Consider the following 15,656-nt stretch of genomic DNA (forward strand, 5'->3'; position numbering starts at 1 on the left):
CTGCCATGTCCATCTTCACGTCGTTGCTGGCGGGTCTCGTGTTCGGCCTGGGCCTGATCCTGTCGGGCATGGCCAGCCCGGCCAAGGTGCTGGGCTTTCTGGACCTGGCCGGCGCCTGGGATCCGTCGCTGGCGCTGGTCATGGTGGGCGCCATCGCGGTGGGGCTGCTGGCCTTCACGATCGCGCGGCGGCGCGAGGCCACGCTGCTGGGCCTGCCTCTGCGGCTGCCGACGGCCCGTGTCATCGACCGCCGCCTGCTTGTCGGCAGCCTGATGTTTGGCGCCGGCTGGGGGCTGGCGGGCTTCTGCCCGGGGCCGGCGCTGGTGGCGCTGGGCATGGGCGAGCTGAAGGCGGTGGTGTTCGTCGCCGCAATGCTGGCCGGCATGGGCCTGTTCGAGCTGCTTGAGCAGCGCGGGAAGGCCTGAGCCATGGGCATGGACGGCGGCTGGGCCGGCGTGGCGCTGACGCTGGCGGTGCTGGGCCTGTACGAGGCGGTGCTGGTGCTGCCGCGGCAGCGTCTCGCGCCGGCCCCGGCGCGTCACGCCGGGCTGCGGGAGGACTGGCTGGGCGTCGTCTCGGCGCAGCCGGGCTCGGAGCTGCTGGCTGTGCAGACGCTGCGCAATTCGCTGATGTCGGCGACGCTGCTGGCGTCCACCGCCGCGCTGGCGCTGATGGGTACGGCCACGCTGACGGCGCCGTCGCTGCACGACGGCCTGGCCAGCCCGGGGCCTCGGCTGGTGCTGGAGCTGGTGCTGCTGGCGCTGCTGTCGGCGTCGCTGGTGGCCACGCTGATGGCGGTGCGCTTCTACAACCATGCCGGCTTCGTCGTCGGCATGCCGGTGGCCTCGCCGGCGCGGGTGCGCTGGGCGGACGTCGGCGTGCGCTACGTGCGCCGTGCCGGGGTGCTGTACGGCGTGGGGCTGCGCCAGCTGGTGCTGGTGGTGCCGGTCATTGCGGCGTTGCTGGCACCCGCCGCCGGGCCGGTGGCGGCGGCGCTGGTGGTGGCGGTGCTGGTTGCGCTGGACCGCTTCGGCGACGACGCCGCGCCGGGCTGACCGGCGGGCGCCAAACAGGCGCCAAAATCCGCGCCCATGCTGTTCCTGCTTTCGCCCGCCAAATCCCTTGACTACGACACGCCGACGCCGCCCGAACTGGCCGACGCGTTGACCCGCCCGCAGTTCCTGGACGACACCGCGGCACTCATCGACGTGCTGCGCACCAAGTCCGTGGCCGAGGTGCGCGAGCTGATGGACCTGTCCGAGCCGCTGGCGCAGCTCAACGTCGATCGCTACGCCGCCTGGCGTCTGCGCTTCACCGACAGGAACAGCAAGCCGGCCGTGTTGGCGTTCAACGGCGACGTCTACGACGGGCTGGACGCGAAGACGCTGTCCGCCGACGACATCGCGTGGGCTCAAGCGCATGTGCGCATGCTGTCGGGCCTGTACGGCATCCTGCGGCCGCTGGACCGCATGCAGCCCTACCGGCTGGAGATGGGCACGCGGCTGGCCACGCCGGCAGGCGCCAGCCTGTACGACTGGTGGGGCGACCGTCTGGCGCTGCACCTGAACAAGCTGGTGGCGGGCGAGAAGGCGCCGGTCATCGTGAACCTCGCGTCGCAGGAATACTTCCGCGCCGCCGATCGCAAGGTGCTCAAGCCCAGGGTGGTCGACTGCCAGTTCGAGGACTGGAAGAACGGCGACTACAAGATCATCAGCTTCTTCGCCAAGCGCGCCCGGGGTCTGATGGCACGGTTTGCGATTCAGCAGCGCCTGGAGACGCCCGACGGTCTCAAGGATTTCAATCTGGACGGCTATCGTTGGGCCCCCGAAGCGTCCACCCCCGAAAGCCTGGTCTTCCGCCGCAAGTCATGAGCCAACAAGTCATCACCCCCGAACTGTGCGAATGGATCGCCGAGCAGTCGCGCGCCGGCCATGCGTCCGAGAACATCCTCGCGGCCATGTTGGGCAGCGGCTGGGACGAGCCCGTCGCCCGCGACGCGCTGGCGCGTACGCTGGGCCAGGCCGGCGCGGCGGCGCCGGTCGATGGCGCCACGCCCGGCATGCCCGAGCCGGACCTGACGCGCTTCGCGCCGGTCGTGGATGCTGGCGACCGCGCCGTCAAGGTCTTGATGGCGCTGCGCCAGCCGCGCGTCGTCGTGTTCGGCGACCTGCTGTCGGAGGCCGAGTGCGACGGCGTCATCGAGCTGGCGACAAAGCGCCTGGCGCGCTCCGAGACGGTGGCCACCGCGTCGGACGGCAGCGAGGTGAACGCTGCCCGCACCAGCGACGGGATGTTCTTCGAGCGCTGCGAGAACGAGCTGATCCGCCGCGTCGAGTCGCGCATCGCGACGCTGCTGCGCTGGCCGCTGGACCATGGCGAAGGCCTGCAGGTGCTGCGCTACCGCCCCGGCGCCGAGTACCAGCCGCACTACGACTACTTCGACCCTGGCCACGTCAGCACGCCCAACATCCTCAAGCGCGGCGGGCAGCGCGTGGGCACGCTGGTCATCTACCTGAACACGCCGGTGGCCGGTGGCTCGACGGTCTTCCCGGACATCGGCCTGGACGTGGCACCTGTGAAGGGCAACGCGGTGTTCTTCAGCTACGACCGGCCGCATCCGTCCACGCAGACGCTGCATGGCGGCTCGCCCGTCATCGAGGGCGAGAAGTGGGTGGCGACCAAATGGCTGCGCCAGGGCGTCTTCAACTGACGCCCGGGCGGCCCAGGGCTCAGGCGGTGGCCGCGATCAGCGCCACCAGCCCCGTGGCCAGAGCGCCCAGCCCGATGAAGTAGAAGCCGCTGAGCGCCAGGCCGCGCAGCAGCGCGCCCCACCAGCCCAGCCCGTAGACGCGACGCATGGCCGCCAGGCCATGGCCGAACACGGCGAACACCATCACGCCCTCCAGCCCGGTGCCCACGGCCAGCAGCAGGGCCAGGAACCACAGGCTGTGGGTGTGCAGCGAGAACACGAAATGCTCGGCGTAGCGCCGGCCGCTGCCGATGAAGGCCAGCAGCAGCAGGGCGGCGAAGACGGGCTGCATCGCCAGCATCGCGTAGGGTGCCAGCGCGCGCGTGCGGGCCTTCCACTGCTCCAGCGTCATGGACTGCGCCTTCTTCGCGAGCCGCGTGAACCAGCCGGACGCGCCCGTGCAGTCGCCCGCCGCGGCCATGTCGCAGTCGGCCAGCTTGGTCGTCATCTTCCAGCGCTCGGCGGCGCTCGCGCCCTTGGCGATGGCCTCCGCCGCGGCGGCCGTTTCCGCCGGCGTGGCGCCGGGCTTCACGCGCAGCGTGACCGGCTTGCCGGCCTCGGCGCTGCCGACGATGGCCGGGTCGACCTCGACGACCTGCGTTGGCCCCTGCGGCAGCAGCGCCCAGCCGACGAAGAAGATGAAGCTGGCGCTGAGGTACACCCGCAGCGGCAGCACGTAGCGCCGGCGGGCACCATGGAAGTAGGCATTGGTCAGGTGGCCGGGCAGCGCGATCAGCGCCCACAGCGTGCGCCACAGCGGGCCGTCGAACGCGACGTAGTGGCCCAGGTACTCGGTGAACATCTCGCGCACCGACGGCGGGTGCAGGTCGGTCTCCTGCCCGCAGTGGCCGCAGTAGACGGGCCGCGGCCTGGCCAGCGTGTAGTGGCAGTTGCGGCAGTAGGGCAGCTCGGGGGCGTGGGCGTGTTTGCTCATGCGGACAGCAGTTTGTGGATCAGGTCGGGCGTGCTGGCGGCCTGGTATTTCTTCATCAGGCGCGCACGGTACACGTCCACCGTGCGGTGGCTGATGCCCAGCCGGCGGCCGATGAGCTTGCTGGTCAGCCCGTCGATGAGCAGCGCGGCGATCTCGCGCTCGCGCGGCGTCAGCTCGGCGGTCAGGCCGCGGCGGGCGGACAGGTCCTCGAAGCTCCAGATGCCGCGCGCGTGCGGATCGCGCGGGTCCAGCGCCCGGCCGATGACGTGGCACCAGAACAGGCTGCCGTCGAAGCGCTTCATGACGCGGTCGTCGCCGTAGCGGCCCTGCCGGTCCAGGCTGGCGACGATGCGCTCGCCGGTGCGCTGGTACTCGTCGGGCGAGGGGTAGAGCTGCTCGAAGCTGTGGCCCACGAGCTGCTCGCGGCGGGCGCCGAAGATGGCCAGCACATGCTGGTTGCAGTCGCGCACGATGCGCTGCTCGGAGAGGATGAGGCCGATGGGCGCCAGCTCGAAGGCCAGGCGGTAGTCGGGCAGGGCGGCGGCGGGCGGCAAGGGCGTGTCGGGCAGGCTCGGCCGGGAGGGCAGCCCGTGCGTGGGCCGGAAGGATTAGGCGATTCTACGTAACGCCATACGTAGCTCTGCCCGGCTACGCTGTGCGCCTTCTGTGACCCCCCAGATGGAGACAGCGGCATGAACAAGGTGTACCCGAGCGCTGACGAAGCGCTTCGCGGCGTCGTGAAGGACGGGCAGTTGCTGGCCGTCGGCGGCTTCGGGCTGTGCGGCATTCCCGAGGCGCTGATCGCGGCGCTGCGCGACAGCGGCGTGAAGGGCCTGACGGTCATCTCCAACAACGCCGGCGTGGACGGCTTTGGCCTGGGCCAGCTGCTGGAGACGCGCCAGATCACCAAGATGATCTCCAGCTACGTCGGCGAGAACAAGGAGTTCGAGCGCCAGTACCTGGCGGGCGAGCTGGCGCTGGAGTTCACGCCGCAGGGCACGCTGGCCGAGAAGCTGCGCGCCGGTGGCGCGGGCATCCCGGCCTTCTTCACGAAGACCGGCGTGGGCACGGTCGTCGCCGAAGGCAAGGAGCTGCGCGAGTTTGACGGCGAGACCTACGTCATGGAGCGGGCGCTGGTGCCGGAGGTGTCGCTGGTGAAGGCCTACAAGGCCGACAAGAGCGGCAACCTCGTGTTCCGCCGCACCGCGCGCAACTTCAACCCGGCCGTCGCGATGGCGGGCAAGCTGACCATCGTCGAGGTGGAACAGCTCGTCGAGACCGGCGAGCTGGACCCGGACGCGGTCCATCTGCCGGGCATCTACGTGCACCGCATCGTCGTGAACGCCAATCCGGAAAAGCGGATTGAAAAGGTGACGCTGTCGCCATCTAAGGACAAGGGGACAGACCGCCCGAGCGAAGCGAGTAGCTCTGTCTCCCTCACTTCGAAAAAGGACTGAGCCATGGCCTGGACGCAAGATCAGATGGCCGCCCGCGCGGCCCAGGAGCTGGAGGACGGCTTCTACGTGAACCTCGGCATCGGCATCCCGACGCTGGTGGCCAACCATGTGCCGGCGCACAAGGAAGTCTGGCTGCAGAGCGAGAACGGCATGCTGGGCATCGGCCCGTTCCCGACCGAGGACCAGGTCGACGCCGACCTCATCAACGCCGGCAAGCAGACCGTCACGACGCTGCCCGGCAGCAGCATCTTCGGCAGCCACGACAGCTTCGCGATGATCCGCGGCGGCAAGATCAACCTGAGCATCCTGGGCGCCATGCAGGTCAGCGGCAAGGGTGACCTGGCCAACTGGATGATCCCGGGCAAGATGGTCAAGGGCATGGGCGGCGCCATGGACCTGGTGGCCGGCGTGAAGCGCGTCATCGTGCTGATGGAGCATGTGGCGCGCAAGAAGGACGGCACCGAGGATCTGAAGATCATCCCCGAATGCACGCTGCCGCTGACCGGGGTGGGCGTGGTGGACCGCATCATCACGGACCTGGGCGTGTTCGACGTCGTTCCCGAGGGGCTCAAGCTCGTCGAGCTGGCCGAAGGCGTGACACGCGAGTTCGCACAAAGCAAGACGGGCGTACCCCTGATTTGAATTGCGTGAAGTGTTTCGGCAGGTAAGTCTGACAACCATTGTCACGTTCGGGCCGTGATGGGCGCGCAGGAGGGGCCGGGTTTGGAGATCATCCGGCCCGCCCATCTTTCGCCACCTCATGCCTGATTTGTCTGACCTGCCCGCGCTCGCCGAGCCGCCATCGCCCGACGACGCCTCGTCGCCCCTGACCCCGGCAGCCGCCGCGCTGGCCGCAGCGTCGTTGTTGAGTGCCTGCGGCGGCGGTGGTGGCGGCACGGCCCCCAGCAGCGGGGGCGCGCCCGGCGCCGGCGCCACCGCTGCGCCGCCTCCGCCGCCACCCAACGACGCCGAGGCCGCCCGCTTCCTCGCGCAGGCCGGCTTCGCCGCGACGTCGGCCGACATTGCCACCGTCAAGGCCAACGGCTATGCCGCCTGGCTGGACGCGCAGTTCGCCATGCCGGTGAGCGCGGGTCATTTCGACTGGATGGTGGAGAAGGGCTATGCGGTCGAGGCCAACCGCAACAGCTTCGCGGGGCTGGACAACACGCTGTGGCGCAAGCTGATGTCGGCGCCCGACACGCTGCGCCAGCGCGTGGTGCTGGCGCTTTCGGAGATCTTCGTCGTCTCCATGAACGGCCTGCCGGTGCAGTGGCGTGGACTGATGGGCGCGGCCTACCTGGACCTGCTGGAGCAGCATGCGTTCGGCAACTACCGCGCGCTGCTGGAGGCGGTGACGCTGTCGCCGGCCATGGGCGTCTACCTGAACCTGCGCGGCAACCAGAAGGAAGATCCCAAGACCGGCCGCGTGCCCGACGAGAACTACGCCCGCGAGGTGATGCAGCTGTTCAGCATCGGCCTCGTGCAGCTCAGCGCCGACGGCACGCCCAAGGCGGGCGGCGACGGCAAGCCACTGGAGACCTACTCCCAGGCCCAGATCACCGAGCTGGCCCGCGTCTTCACCGGCTGGGACTACGACGGCGCCAGCGCCACCGACCCGGCCTATGTGAGGAAGCCGCTGATCAACGTGCCGGCGCGCTTCGCCACCGGCGCAAAGAAGGTGCTCGGGGTGGACATCCCGTCCACCGCCGACGGCCCCACCGCCATGAAGACCGCCCTGGACACGCTGGCCAACCACGCCAACGTGGGGCCGTTCATCGGCCGCCAGCTCATCCAGCGGCTGGTGGCCTCGCATCCCAGCCCGGCCTACGTCGGCCGCGTGGCGGCCGTGTGGGCCAACAACGGCGCCGGCGTGCGCGGTGACCTGAAGGCCGTGGTGCGTGCCATCCTGCTCGACACCGAGGCCCGCAGCGTGCCCACCGGCAACGCCGGCGGCAAGCTGCGCGAGCCGGTGCTGCGGCTGCTGCACTGGGGGCGCAGCTTCGGCGCCACGTCACCCACCGGCGTCTGGAACATCGGCGATACCACCAACCCCGCCACGCGGCTGGGCCAGAGCCCGCTGCGCAGCGGCTCGGTGTTCAACTTCTTCCGCCCCGGCTACGTGCCGCCGGGCTCCACGCTGGGGATCAACGGCGTCCCGGCGCCCGAGTTCCAGCTCTGCAACGAGAGCACGGCCGCGGGTTATCTCAACTTCCTGCAGACGGCCATCGCCAGCGGCGTGGGCGAGGTCAAGGCCAGCTACACCGCCGAGGTGGCGCTGGCCGCCGACGCGCCCGCGCTGGTCGCGAGCCTCGCGCTGCGGCTGGGCGGCGGCGGCATCTCGGCGGCCACGGAGTCGGCCGTCGCGACCGCCATCGCCACCATCGCCGCCACCACCGACGCCGGCAAGCTCAACCGCGTGTACGCAGCCATCCTGATGCTGATGGCCTGCCCCGAGTACCTGGTGCAGAAATGAAACTCAACCGTCTCCCCGAACTGCAGCGCCGCGAGTTCCTGCGCCGCGCCTCCGCCGTCGGCATTGCCGGCACCGCCGCGCCGTGGGCGCTGTCGCTGGCCGGCATCGGCGAGGCCGCCGCGGCCACCGTGCCGGGCGACTACAAGGCGCTGGTGTGCCTGTTCCTGTACGGCGGCAACGACTACGGCAACACGCTGGTGCCCTACGACCAGCCCAGCTACGACGCCTACGCGGCCATCCGCCAGACGCTGGCCACACCGCGCGACACGCTGGCCGCCACCGCGCTGCCCGCCGTGGGGGGGCGCCAGATGGCGCTGGCGCCGCAGCTGGGCAGGCTCAAGGGCCTGTGGGATGCCGGCAAGCTGGCCGTGCAGCTCAACGTCGGCACGCTGGTGCAGCCCACCACGCTGGCGCAGTACAAGGCCAAGAGCGTGCCGCTGCCGCCCAAGCTGTTCTCGCACAACGACCAGCAGTCCGTCTGGCAGGCCAGCTCCCCCGAGGGCGCCACGTCCGGCTGGGGCGGCCGGCTGGGCGACCTGTTCATGAACGGCAACGGCACGTCCACGTTCACCTGCATGAACGTGTCCGGCAACGCCGTCTTCATGGCCGGCAAGCAGGCGGTGCAGTACCAGGTCTCCACGTCGGGCGCGGTGCCCATCAACGGCGTCACGAAATCGCTGTTCGGCTCGGCGGCCTGCTCCACGGCGCTGCGCGCGCTGATCACGGCAGACCGCACGCACTGGATGGAGGCCGAGCTCAACCGCGTCGTCAAGCGCTCGGTGGACGCGCAGGCCACGCTGTCCACCGCGCTGGCCGGCGCGCCGGCGTTCACGACGCCGTTCGACACGAGCAGCCTGTCCACGCAGCTGCAGATGGTGGCCAAGCTCATCGCCGCGCGGCAGGCGCTGGGTGCGACGCGGCAGGTGTACTTCGTGTCCATCGGCGGCTTCGACCTGCACGACCTGCTCGTCGCGCAGCACCCGGGGCTGCTGACGCAGATCAGCGACGCGATGGCCAGCTTCTACGCCGCCACCGCCGAGCTGGGCGTGGCCGACAAGGTCACCACCTTCACCGCCAGCGACTTCGGCCGCACGCTGACCAGCAACGGCGACGGCAGCGACCACGGCTGGGGCAGCCACCACTTCGTCATGGGCGGCGCCGTCAAGGGCGGGCGCTTCTACGGCACGCTGCCGTCGGTCAGCGTCAACGGGCCGGACGACGTGGGCCAGGGCCGGCTGCTGCCCACCACGTCGGTGGACCAGCTCGCCGCGACGCTGGCGACGTGGATGGGCGTGTCGGCCACCGACCTGCCGCTGGTGCTGCCGCAGATCGGCAACTACAGCCAGCGCGACCTGGGCTACTTCTGACACGGCGCGGGCCGGCTGCCTAAGATGGCCGCATGCCCCCCTTGAAGACCCTCTGCATCGCCGCGCTGCTGGCCGCGGCCGGCGCGACGGCGCAGCCCGTCGAGCAGCCCGAGGCTGCCACCACGCGCACGGCCCCGCCGGCCGGGATGACCGCGCCGGCCCAGCGCTTCGCCGTCACGGCCGCCAACCCGCTGGCCGCGCAGGCGGGCCTGCAGATGCTGCGCGCCGGCGGCTCGGCCGTCGATGCGGCGATTGCCGTGCAGGCCGTGCTGGGGCTGGTGGAGCCGCAGTCCAGCGGCATCGCCGGCGGCGCCTTCCTGCTGCACTGGGACGGCCGCCAGGTGCAGACCTTCGACGGCCGCGAGACGGCGCCGGCCGCTGCCACGCCCGAGCTGTTCCTCAAAGCGGACGGCAAGCCGCTGGCGATGCGCGACGCGATCATGAGCGGCCTGTCCACCGGCGTGCCGGGTGTGCTGGCCATGTTGGCCGATGCGCACAAGTTGCACGGCAAGCTGCCCTGGGCGCGGTTGTTCGAGCCCGCCATCGCGCTGGCCGAGCAGGGTTTTGCGATCAGCCCGCGGCTGTTCGAGTTGGCGTCCAGCGAGGCCGCGCTGCGGCAGGACCCGCAGGCCGGGCCGTATCTGTTCGACACCGCCGGCAACGCCAAACCCGTTGGCACGCTGCTGAAGAACCCGGCCTACGCGGCCGTGCTGCGCGGCGTGGCGAAGCAGGGCGCCCGCGGCTTCTACGAGGGCGCCGTGGCCGAGGACATCGTGCGCCGCGTGAAGCACCATGCGCGGCCGGGCCTGCTGAGCGCGGCCGATCTGGCCGGCTACCGGCCGCTGCAGCGCCCGCCGCTGTGCAATGACTGGCGGGGTTATAGCGTCTGCGGCTTCGGGCCGCCGACGTCGGGCCACCTGACGCTGATGCAGATCCTGGGCCTGCTCGACACCCAGCCGCTGGCGCGGGCCGCCAGGGGTGTGACGGCCGACTGGATGCACGCCTACGCCGAGTCCGCCAAGCTCGCGTTCGCCGACCGCGCGCAGTTCATCGGCGACCCGGCCTTCGTGCCCGCGCCCGGCGGCGACTGGCAGAACCTGCTCGCGCCGGCCTATCTGAAGGAGCGCGGCGCGTTGATCGGCGAGCGCGCGATGCCGCCGGCCGTGGCCGGGCAGCCCGGCGTCAGGCTGGCGTTCGCGCCGCAGGCCGAGCAGCTGGAGGCCGGCACCAGCCACATCAGCGTCGTCGACGCGCAAGGCCATGCGGTGGCGATGACCACCAGCGTCGAGTCTGCGTTCGGCAACCGCGTCATGAGCGATGGCGGCACGGGGCTGGCCGGCGGCTTCATGCTGAACAACCAGCTGACCGACTTCTCGCTGAACCCGGCGGGCGCCGATGGCAAGCCGGTCGCCAACCGCGTGGAGGCCGGCAAGCGCCCGCGCTCCAGCATGGCGCCCACGCTGGTGTTCGACCGCACGGGCCGGCTCGTCATGGTGGCCGGCTCGCCGGGCGGGCCGGTCATCATCCACTACGTCGCCAAGGTGCTGACCGGCGCGCTGGCCTGGGGGCTGCCGGCGCAGCGGGCGGTGGACCTGCCCAACTTCGGCCACTTCAACGGCGGCTCGCTGATCGTGGAGCGCGGTGCGCTGACGGCCGCGCAGCTGGCCGAACTGCGTGGCCGCGGCCATGCCGTCATCGAGACCGACCTGACCAGTGGCCTGCAGGTGCTGTTGCGCACGCCGGACGGCTGGGTGGGCGGCGCGGACCCGCGCCGTGAGGGCGTGGTGCTGGGCGAGTAGCCAGCCGCCCGGCCGTCCTGCACCGGGACGGCGCCTTGTCCCACACCGCGCGGGGGGCTGCGACACCTAGTCTGCGGCGCTAGCCAGCTGTGTGGAGCAAGCCATGAACGATGCCGGGGCGTGTGTGTCACGCCGTGAAGTGCTGATCGCGACCGCCGCCTCGGCCGCGCTGACGACGGCCGAGGCCGCCGACGCGCAGGCGGCCTTGACGCCCGCCGCCGCGCTGCCAGCCACGCAGGCGCGCGTGACGCTGGAGGTCAACGGCCAGCTGCGCACCGTGGACGTGGACACGCGCACGACGCTGCTGGACCTGCTGCGCGAACAGCTCCAGCTCACCGGCACGAAGAAGGGCTGCGACCACGGCCAGTGCGGCGCCTGCACGGTGCTGCTGGACGGGCGGCGCATCAACAGCTGCCTGATGCTGGCCGTCATGGCGCCGGGCGCCCGGGTCACCACCATCGAGGGGCTCGGCGAGCCCGGCCGGCTGCACCCGCTGCAGGCCGCGTTCATCGCCAAGGACGGCTACCAGTGCGGCTACTGCACGCCGGGCCAGATCTGCTCGGCCGTCGGCATGCTGGACGAGCTGCAACGCGGCATGCCCAGCCATGCGACGCCCGACCTTGCCGCGCGGCCGCTGCTGTCGGCCGACGAACTGCGCGAACGCATGAGCGGCAACCTGTGCCGCTGCGGCGCTTACGCCAACATCGCCGAGGCCATCACTTCGGTGGCCGGAGGTGCCGCATGAAGGCCTTCAGCTTCGAACGCGCCCGCACGCCGGCCGAGGCGGCCGCGGCCGTGGCGGGCCGCCCCGACGCCCGCTTCATCGCCGGCGGCACCAACCTGCTGGACCTGATGAAGCTGCAGATCGAGGCGCCGGCCCACCTCGTCGACGTCAACGCGCTGGGCCTGGATCGCATCACCGCGGCGCCGGGCGGCGGCCTGCGCATCGGCGCGCTGGTGCGCAACAGCGACCTCGCCGCCGACGCGGCCGTGAAGCGCGACTACCCGGTGCTCAGCCGCGCGCTGCTGTCCGGCGCCTCGGGCCAGCTGCGCAACCGGGCGACGACGGCCGGCAATCTGCTGCAACGCACCCGCTGCCCCTACTTCTACGACACCGCACAGCCCTGCAACAAGCGCCAGCCCGGCAGCGGCTGCAGCGCCGTGGGCGGGGTGTCGCGGTCGCTGGCGGTCATCGGCGGCAGCGCGGCCTGCATCGCCACCCACCCCAGCGACATGGCGGTGGCGATGCGCGTGCTGGACGCGCAGGTCGAGACCGTGCGGCCCGACGGCCAGTCGCGCCGCATCCCCATCGCCGACTTCCATGCGCTGCCGGGCGACACGCCGCAGGTGGAGCACGCGCTGGCGCATGGCGAGCTGATCACCGCCGTGCTGCTGCCGGCGCCCGTCGAGGGCGTGCATGTCTACCGCAAGGTGCGCGACCGGGCGTCGTACGCCTTCGCCCTCGTGTCGGTGGCGGCCATCCTGCAGCGCGACGGCAGCGGCCGCGTGGCCTTCGGCGGCGTGGCGCCCAAGCCCTGGCGCGTGGAGGCGGCCGAGCCGCTGCTGGCCCAGGGCGCGCGCGCGTTTGCGGCGCAGGCCTTTGCCGGTGCGAGGCCGGCCGACGACAACGCCTTCAAGCTGCCGCTGGCCGAGCGGACGCTGGCCGGCATCCTCCACGCTGCAAAGGCGACGTCATGAGATTCGACCAACCCGCCACCACCAACCCGATCGACCAGGGCCGCGTCGTCGGCCGGCCCACGCCGCGCATCGACGGGCCGCTCAAGACCACCGGCACGGCGCCGTACGCGTACGAGCACCACGGCGCGACGGCCGAGCCGGCGATCGGCTTCGTCGTCGGGGCCGGCATCGCGAAAGGCCGCATCCGGTCCATGGACCTGACGGCCGCACGCAAGGCGCCGGGCGTGCTGGCCATCGTCACCGCCCGCAACGCGGGCAAGCTGGGCCAGGCCGGCAAGAACACCGCGAAGCTGCTCGGCGGGCCGGAGGTCAGCCACTACCACCAGGCGGTCGCCGTCGTCGTCGCGACGACGTTCGAGCAGGCGCGCGCCGCCGCGGCGCTGATCGACATCCGCTACGAAACCCGGCCCGGCCGGTTCGACCTCGCCGCGCAGCGGCCGCACGCGCCGCTGGCCAGGAGCGACGGCATGGGCGGCAAGGGGCAGACGCAGGTGGGTGATTTCGCCACGGCCTTCGCCGAGGCCCCGGTGCAGCTGGACGCGACGTACACAACCCCCGACCAGGGGCACGCGATGATGGAGCCGCACGCGACGCTGGCCGCCTGGGAGGGGCGCAAGCTGACCGTGTGGACCAGCAACCAGATGGTGGGCTGGGCCGTGGAGGACCTGGCCAAGACGCTGGGCATCCCGAAGGCGGACGTGCGCGTCCGGTCGCCCTACATCGGCGGCGGCTTCGGCGGCAAGCTGTTCCTGCGCGCCGACGTGCTGCTGGCCGCGCTGGCGGCCCGGGCCGTGAACCGGCCGGTGAAGATCGCGCTGACGCGCCCGCTGATCTTCAACAACACCACGCACCGGCCCGCCACCATCCAGCGCCTGCGCATCGGCGCCGGGCGGGACGGGCGCATCACCGCCATCGCGCACGAGAGCTGGTCGGGCAACCTGCCTGGCGGCAGCCCCGAGACGGCGCCCGTGCAGACGCGGCTGCTGTACGCCGGCGAGCACCGCCTGACCGCGATGCGGCTGGCCGTGCTGGACCTGCCCGAGGGCAACGCGATGCGCGCGCCGGGCGAAGCGCCGGGCATGATGGCGCTGGAGATCGCGATGGACGAGATGGCCGAGAAGCTGGGGCTGGACCCGGTGGAACTCCGGCTGCGCAACGACACGCAGGTCGACCCCGAGAAGCCGCAGCGGCCGTTCTCGCAGCGCCGGCTGGCGGAGTGCTTGCGGCTCGGCGCCGAGCGCTTCGGCTGGAACCAGCGTTCGCCCCGGCCGGCGCAGCGGCGCGAGGGGCGCTGGCTGGTGGGCACCGGCGTGGCGGCGGCGTTTCGCAACAACATCGCGATGAAGTCCCGTGCGCGGGCGCGGCTGGACGGCGAGGGGCGCGTCGTCGTCGAGACCGACATGACGGACATCGGCACCGGCAGCTACACCATCCTCGCGCAGACCGCCGCCGAGACGCTGGGCGTGCCGCTGGAGCGGGTGCGCGTGGCGCTGGGTGATTCGGCCTTCCCCGTCTCCTGCGGCTCCGGCGGCCAGTGGGGTGCCAACAACGCCTGCTCCGGCGTCTACGCGGCCTGCATGAAGCTGCGCGGCCTGGTGGCTGCCCAGGCGGGCCTGGGCAGCGACGCGAGCTTCGTCGACGGCGAGGTGCGCGGCGGCGGCCGTGCGCTGCCGCTGGACGCGTTCGCCGGTCTGGCGGCCGAGGACGGCATCGAGTACGGCGACCTCGACAAGCGCTACCAGCAGTCCACCTTCGGCGCGCATTTTGTCGAGGTGGCGGTGGATGCCTTCACGGGCGAGGTGCGCGTGCGGCGCATGCTGGCGGTGTGCGCGGCGGGGCGCATCATCAACCCGACATCGGCGCGCAGCCAGGTCATCGGCGCCATGACCATGGGCGTCGGCGCGGCGCTGATGGAGGCGCTGCACGTGGACACCCGCCGCGGCTTCTTCGTGAACCACGACCTGGCCGGCTACGAGGTGCCGGTGCATGCCGACATCCCGCACCAGGACGTGATCTTCCTGGACGAGGTCGACCCGATCTCTTCGCCGATGAAGGCCAAGGGCGTGGGTGAGCTGGGCATCTGCGGCGTTGGCGCGGCGGTGGCCAACGCCGTCTACCACGCGACCGGCGTGCGCGTGCGCGACTACCCGATCACGCTCGACAAGCTGCTGCCGGGCCTGCCCGACGTGGCGTAGCCCGTCAGCGGCGGCCCATCACCACCACGCCCAGCGCCGCCAGGCCGGCGAACAGCAGCCCGCTCCACACCTCGTAGGGCAGGCCCAGCAGCCGATAGGCGGCCGCCTCGGCGCAGTTGGCCGTGATCATGAACACCGAGGGCCACAGCTCCTCGAGGTTGAGCGCGGTGACGATCCTGTCCGCCAGCCCCAGCGCGCAGCTGGCGTTCTGCGACGCCACCTCGTGCTGGAACACCGCGGCCGTCAGGCCGGCCGCGCACAACACCAGCACGACCACCAGCGCCGCCTGGCGCAGCCCGCGCCGGGCCTGCACCAGCCAGCCCAGCAGCGAGAACGTGCCGATCAGCAGGAAGATGCCGCGCTGCAGCACGCACCACGGGCAGGGCTTGACGCCGAACTGATGCTGCGCGACGAGTGCCACGCCCACGGCGGCAAAGCTCGCCACCGCCATGCCCAGCAGCGCGCGGGCCGGCAGCTTGGAAGGCTGGATGAACATCAGTCGGCGATCTCGGCGATCAGCTCGATCTCGACGCAGGCGCCCATCGGGATCTGCGCCACGCCGAATGCGCTGCGCGCATGCTTGCCGGCGTCGCCCATCACGGCCGCCAGCAGCTCCGAGCAGCCGTTGGTGACGAGGTGCTGCTCGGTGAAATCGGGCGTGCTGTTCACGAGGCTCATGACCTTGACGATGCGCACCACCTTGCCCAGGTCGCCGGTGGCGGCCTGCAGCGTGCCCAGCAGGTCGATGGCGACGGCGCGGGCGGCCTGCTGGCCGGTGGCGGTGTCGACATCCTTGCCCAGCTGGCCCACCCAGGGCTTGCCGTCCTTCTTGGCAATGTGGCCGGACAGGAAGACGAGGTTGCCGGTGCGGACGAACGGAACGTAGGCAGCGGCCGGCACGGCCACGGGTGGCAGCGTGATGCCCAGCTCGGCGAGCTTGGCCTGGATGGCGGCGGAAGAAGTCATGCGGGGAAGCGCGGTGGC

General features: G+C 71.6%; 16 protein-coding genes. 12 read left to right on the plus strand and 4 right to left on the minus strand.

What is annotated here, in order from left to right; translation table 11 throughout:
- Positions 1 to 5: 5 nt before the first annotated feature.
- The 4 genes from ACG04Q_RS20515 to ACG04Q_RS20530 are packed head-to-tail and all read left to right on the plus strand — an operon-like array spanning position 6 to position 2,710.
- Complete coding sequence (locus ACG04Q_RS20515; RefSeq protein WP_394513212.1) at positions 6 to 425, plus strand: DUF6691 family protein; 420 nt, start codon at positions 6 to 8, stop codon at positions 423 to 425.
- 9 nt (positions 426 to 434) lie between these two features.
- On the plus strand, positions 435 to 1,055 hold the full coding sequence (locus ACG04Q_RS20520) for a DUF599 family protein (protein WP_394513213.1): 621 nt from the start codon (positions 435 to 437) through the stop codon (positions 1,053 to 1,055).
- Between the two features lie 36 nt (positions 1,056 to 1,091).
- Complete coding sequence (gene yaaA / locus ACG04Q_RS20525; RefSeq protein ID WP_394513214.1) at positions 1,092 to 1,871, plus strand: peroxide stress protein YaaA; 780 nt, start codon at positions 1,092 to 1,094, stop codon at positions 1,869 to 1,871.
- Positions 1,868 to 2,710: a 2OG-Fe(II) oxygenase gene (locus ACG04Q_RS20530; RefSeq protein WP_394513215.1), complete on the plus strand. Its 843-nt coding sequence runs from the start codon at positions 1,868 to 1,870 to the stop codon at positions 2,708 to 2,710. The genes yaaA and ACG04Q_RS20530 overlap by 4 nt, the downstream gene beginning before the upstream one ends.
- 19 nt (positions 2,711 to 2,729) lie before the next feature.
- Here the strand turns inward: ACG04Q_RS20530 and ACG04Q_RS20535 are convergent, their stop codons facing one another.
- Positions 2,730 to 3,683: a DUF3667 domain-containing protein gene (locus tag ACG04Q_RS20535; protein ID WP_394513216.1), complete on the minus strand. Its 954-nt coding sequence runs from the start codon at positions 3,681 to 3,683 to the stop codon at positions 2,730 to 2,732.
- On the minus strand, positions 3,680 to 4,237 hold the full coding sequence (locus ACG04Q_RS20540; RefSeq protein WP_394513218.1) for a LuxR C-terminal-related transcriptional regulator: 558 nt from the start codon (positions 4,235 to 4,237) through the stop codon (positions 3,680 to 3,682). Before ACG04Q_RS20540 ends, ACG04Q_RS20535 begins: the two co-directional genes overlap by 4 nt.
- A 138-nt stretch (positions 4,238 to 4,375) precedes the next feature.
- Here ACG04Q_RS20540 and ACG04Q_RS20545 point away from each other — a divergent pair, with 138 nt between their 5' ends.
- From ACG04Q_RS20545 to paoC, 8 genes are all read left to right on the plus strand, one after another.
- On the plus strand, positions 4,376 to 5,140 hold the full coding sequence (locus tag ACG04Q_RS20545; protein WP_394513220.1) for a CoA transferase subunit A: 765 nt from the start codon (positions 4,376 to 4,378) through the stop codon (positions 5,138 to 5,140).
- A gap of 3 nt (positions 5,141 to 5,143) precedes the next feature.
- Positions 5,144 to 5,782: a 3-oxoacid CoA-transferase subunit B gene (locus ACG04Q_RS20550; RefSeq protein ID WP_394513222.1), complete on the plus strand. Its 639-nt coding sequence runs from the start codon at positions 5,144 to 5,146 to the stop codon at positions 5,780 to 5,782.
- A gap of 118 nt (positions 5,783 to 5,900) precedes the next feature.
- Positions 5,901 to 7,613: a DUF1800 domain-containing protein gene (locus tag ACG04Q_RS20555; RefSeq protein WP_394513224.1), complete on the plus strand. Its 1,713-nt coding sequence runs from the start codon at positions 5,901 to 5,903 to the stop codon at positions 7,611 to 7,613.
- The gene (locus tag ACG04Q_RS20560; RefSeq protein WP_394513226.1) at positions 7,610 to 8,980 is read left to right on the plus strand and encodes a DUF1501 domain-containing protein; all 1,371 of its coding nucleotides are present in this window, start codon (positions 7,610 to 7,612) and stop codon (positions 8,978 to 8,980) included. The genes ACG04Q_RS20555 and ACG04Q_RS20560 overlap by 4 nt, the downstream gene beginning before the upstream one ends.
- Positions 8,981 to 9,012: 32 nt before the next feature.
- Positions 9,013 to 10,779: a gamma-glutamyltransferase family protein gene (locus ACG04Q_RS20565; protein WP_394513227.1), complete on the plus strand. Its 1,767-nt coding sequence runs from the start codon at positions 9,013 to 9,015 to the stop codon at positions 10,777 to 10,779.
- A gap of 103 nt (positions 10,780 to 10,882) precedes the next feature.
- Positions 10,883 to 11,524: an aldehyde dehydrogenase iron-sulfur subunit PaoA gene (gene paoA / locus ACG04Q_RS20570; RefSeq protein WP_394513228.1), complete on the plus strand. Its 642-nt coding sequence runs from the start codon at positions 10,883 to 10,885 to the stop codon at positions 11,522 to 11,524.
- On the plus strand, positions 11,521 to 12,477 hold the full coding sequence (locus ACG04Q_RS20575; protein ID WP_394513229.1) for an FAD binding domain-containing protein: 957 nt from the start codon (positions 11,521 to 11,523) through the stop codon (positions 12,475 to 12,477). The genes paoA and ACG04Q_RS20575 overlap by 4 nt, the downstream gene beginning before the upstream one ends.
- A complete protein-coding gene (gene paoC, locus ACG04Q_RS20580) occupies positions 12,474 to 14,672 on the plus strand; it encodes an aldehyde oxidoreductase molybdenum-binding subunit PaoC (RefSeq protein ID WP_394513230.1) in 2,199 nt (732 codons plus the stop codon). The genes ACG04Q_RS20575 and paoC overlap by 4 nt, the downstream gene beginning before the upstream one ends.
- A gap of 4 nt (positions 14,673 to 14,676) precedes the next feature.
- Here the strand turns inward: paoC and ACG04Q_RS20585 are convergent, their stop codons facing one another.
- Positions 14,677 to 15,168 (minus strand): disulfide bond formation protein B, encoded by a 492-nt coding sequence (locus ACG04Q_RS20585; protein ID WP_394513232.1) that lies wholly within the window; start codon positions 15,166 to 15,168, stop codon positions 14,677 to 14,679.
- Positions 15,168 to 15,638 carry a RidA family protein gene (locus ACG04Q_RS20590; RefSeq protein WP_394513233.1) on the minus strand — a complete coding sequence of 157 codons (471 nt, stop codon included), beginning with the start codon at positions 15,636 to 15,638 and terminating at the stop codon, positions 15,168 to 15,170. The genes ACG04Q_RS20585 and ACG04Q_RS20590 overlap by 1 nt, the downstream gene beginning before the upstream one ends.
- Positions 15,639 to 15,656 lie beyond the last annotated feature (18 nt).

Origin of the sequence: Pelomonas lactea, from assembly GCF_043555885.1 — a bacterium.
GTDB lineage: Bacteria > Pseudomonadota > Gammaproteobacteria > Burkholderiales > Burkholderiaceae_C > Pelomonas > Pelomonas lactea.